The sequence below is a fragment of the Streptomyces mangrovisoli genome, assembly GCF_000974985.2.
Classification (GTDB): Bacteria; Actinomycetota; Actinomycetes; order Streptomycetales; family Streptomycetaceae; genus Streptomyces; species Streptomyces mangrovisoli.
In genome coordinates this window covers 1-2934 of sequence record NZ_LAVA02000093.1, presented here as the reverse complement: position 1 = coordinate 2934, position 2934 = coordinate 1, and the positions used below count along the sequence as shown (strand labels likewise).

3 protein-coding genes are annotated in these 2934 nt (G+C 72.7%); 1 reads left to right on the top strand and 2 read right to left on the bottom strand.

What is annotated here, in order from left to right; translation table 11 throughout:
- Positions 1-111: 111 nt before the first annotated feature.
- Entirely contained in the window at positions 112-846 is a 735-nt protein-coding gene (locus WN71_RS32120) for an SIR2 family NAD-dependent protein deacylase (protein WP_046582177.1), read from the top strand.
- Between the two features lie 20 nt (positions 847-866).
- Here WN71_RS32120 and WN71_RS32115 read toward each other — a convergent pair whose 3' ends face one another.
- The gene (locus tag WN71_RS32115) at positions 867-1349 is read right to left on the bottom strand and encodes a methylated-DNA--[protein]-cysteine S-methyltransferase (RefSeq protein ID WP_046582175.1); all 483 of its coding nucleotides are present in this window, start codon (positions 1347-1349) and stop codon (positions 867-869) included.
- A gap of 24 nt (positions 1350-1373) precedes the next feature.
- Entirely contained in the window at positions 1374-2858 is a 1485-nt protein-coding gene (locus WN71_RS32110) for a DNA-3-methyladenine glycosylase 2 (protein ID WP_276208140.1), read from the bottom strand.
- Positions 2859-2934: the final 76 nt, after the last annotated feature.

Sequence of the window (2934 nt, the reverse complement as noted above, 5' to 3'; positions counted from 1 at the left end):
CGGTGGCCCCACTCACCACAACAACCCGCTCCCCCATGGGCTCCTCCCCCTCCCAGGCCGCCACCCGATTTTCATTCGCCCCACGAAGTCCCCCGCCCTACCCTCGACCCTATGACCAGGCCCCTCGTCGCCCTGCTCAGCGGGGCAGGCATCTCCACCGACTCCGGGATTCCCGATTATCGCGGCCCCAACGGGCTCTGGCGGCGGGATCCGGAAGCCGAGAAGCTGGTGACGTACGAGTACTACATGGGGGATCCGGAGATCCGGCGGCGTTCCTGGCAGATGCGGCGCAAGACCCAGGCGCTCCAGGCCGAGCCGAACGCCGCGCACCTGGCCGTCGCCGAGCTGGAGAAGTCCGGGGTGCCGGTGCGGGTGATCACGCAGAACGTCGACGGACTGCACCAGCTCGCCGGGATGCCCGCCCGCAAGGTGCTCGAACTGCACGGCTCCGCGCGGAGTTTCGTCTGTACGACGTGTCATGCGCGCGGGCCGATGGAGGACGCGCTCGCCCGGGTCGACACCGGCGAGGACGATCCGGCCTGTCTGGAGTGCGGCGGCATCCTCAAGTCGGCGACCGTGATGTTCGGGGAGCGGCTCGACCCGGTCGTGCTCGGGGACGCGATGGCCATCAGCAAGGCGTGCCAGGTGTTCATCGCCGTCGGCACCAGCCTCCAGGTGCAGCCCGCCGCCGCGCTCGCCGGGGTGGCCGGCGAGCACGGGGCGCGGCTCGTCATCGTCAACGCCGAGCCGACGCCGTACGACGATCTCGCCGACGAGGTCGTCAGGGAGCCGATCGGCACCTCGTTGCCCAGGATTCTGCGTGGCCTGCGTGAGGCGTCGGCCTAGAGGGCTTGAGGGCTTGAGGGCTAGAAGAGGGCTGCCGTGCTCTCGAAGTCCAGGAGGCGCTTCTTGCGGTCCAGGCCGCCGCCGTAGCCGGTGAGGCTGCCGCTCGCGCCGACCACTCGGTGGCAGGGGACGATGATGCCGATCGGGTTGCGGCCGTTGGCGAGGCCGACGGCGCGGGAGGCGCCCGGGGAGCCAAGGGCGTCGGCGAGTTGGCCGTAGGAGCGGGTCTCGCCGTAGGGGATCAGGCGGAGTTGTTCCCACACGCGTTGCTGGAACGGGGTTCCTCGCAGGGTCAGTGGGAGGGTGAATTCCTTCAACTCGCCCGCGAAGTACGCCGCGAGTTGTTCCTCGGCCTCGGCGAACGGGGTGTCGTCCTGTTCGCCGAACGTCTCCTCCGCCGGGCGGTGGCGCTGGTCGGTCATGTACAGGCCGCACAGGACGCCGTCCTCGGCGACGAGGGTGAGCGGGCCGTAGGGGCTGTCGATGACCGTGTGCTGCTTCATGGGTACGTCGTCCTTGTCGTGCCGTCAGATCGGGAGGAAGTTGATCGGGTGGGTGTCGGTCGCCCAGAGGTACTGGACCGCGTAGGCCCGCCAGGGGCGCCAGCCGGCCGCGCGGGCGGTGAGGGCGGCCGGGGTGGAGGGCAGGCCCAGTTCCTGTGCGGCCCTGCGGATGCCCAGGTCGGTGGGGAGGAAGGCGTCCGGGTCGCCCAGGGCGCGCATACCGATCACGTCGGCGGTCCAGGGGCCGAAGCCGGGCAGCGCGAGCAGCCGGGCCCGGGTCTCCTCCCAGTCGCTCTCCACGCCCAAGTGGAGCGATCCGTCGGCCAGTTGGCCCACCAGGTTGGTCAGGGTGGCACGACGGGTGCGGGGCATGGCCAGGGCTTCGGGGTCGAGGGCCGCCAGCGCCTCGGGGGACGGGAAGAGGTGGCTGAGACCGCCCTCGGGGTCGTCGACGGGTTCGCCGTGCGCCGCTGCCAGGCGGCCCGCGTGGGTGCGGGCCGCGGCCGTGGACACCTGCTGTCCGAGCACGGCGCGGACCGCGAACTCGGCCTCGTCCACCGTGCGCGGCACCCGGCGGCCCGGCGCCTTGTCGACCAGCGGCGCGAGCACCGGGTCGGTGCGCAGCCGCCCGTCGACCGCCTCCGGGTCGGCGTCCAGGTCGAGCATCCGGCGGCAGCGGCTGATCGCCACGGGCAGGTCCCGCAGGTCGCTCAGGGTGAGCCGGCAGGCGATGTGGTCCGGCTGCGGGGTGAGCGCGGCGATCCCGTGGCCGTACGGCAGGCGCAGGGTGCGGCGGTACGCGCCGTCGCGCCACTCCTCCACGCCCGGCACGGCGGTCGCCGCCAGATGGCCGAAGAGGTTGTCGGGGTTGAGCGGCGCGCGGAACGGCAGCCGCAGGGCCAGTGCGCCGGGCGCGGCGGCCGGCGCGCCCTTGCGGGGCAGACGGGCGCGCAGCTCGCTCGGGGACAGGGCGTAGACCTCGCGCACGGTGTCGTTGAACGTGCGGATCGAGGAGAAGCCCGCGGCGAAGGCGATCTGTGCCATCGGGAGGGTGGTCGTCTCGACCAGGAGCCGGGCGGTCTGGGCGCGCTGCGCGCGGGCCAGCGCGAGCGGGCCGGCGCCCAGCTCGGCGAGGAGCTGGCGCTCGATCTGGCGGGTGCTGTAGCCGAGGCGGGCGGCGAGGCCGGGTACGCCCTCGCGGTCCACGACGCCGTCGCCGATCAGGCGCATGGCGCGGGCGACCAGGTCGGCGCGGTGGTTCCACTCCGGGGAACCGGGGCTGGTGTCCGGGCGGCAGCGTTTGCAGGCGCGGAATCCGGCCTGCTGGCAGGCGGCCGCGCTGGGGTGGAACACCATGTTCTCGGGCTTCGGCGGTACGACCGGGCAGCTCGGGCGGCAGTAGATGCGGGTGGTCAGGACGGCGGTGAAGAACCAGCCGTCGAACCGCGCGTCCTTGGATTGGACGGCGCGTAGGCAGCGGTCCCTGTCGGCGTGCATTCCGTTGCGCATTGCTCCAGCATCGGTCACCGGGGGTGGGTGCGGCTGGCGAGAATACGACATCAGCCTTTGGGCGGCGGGGGTGGGG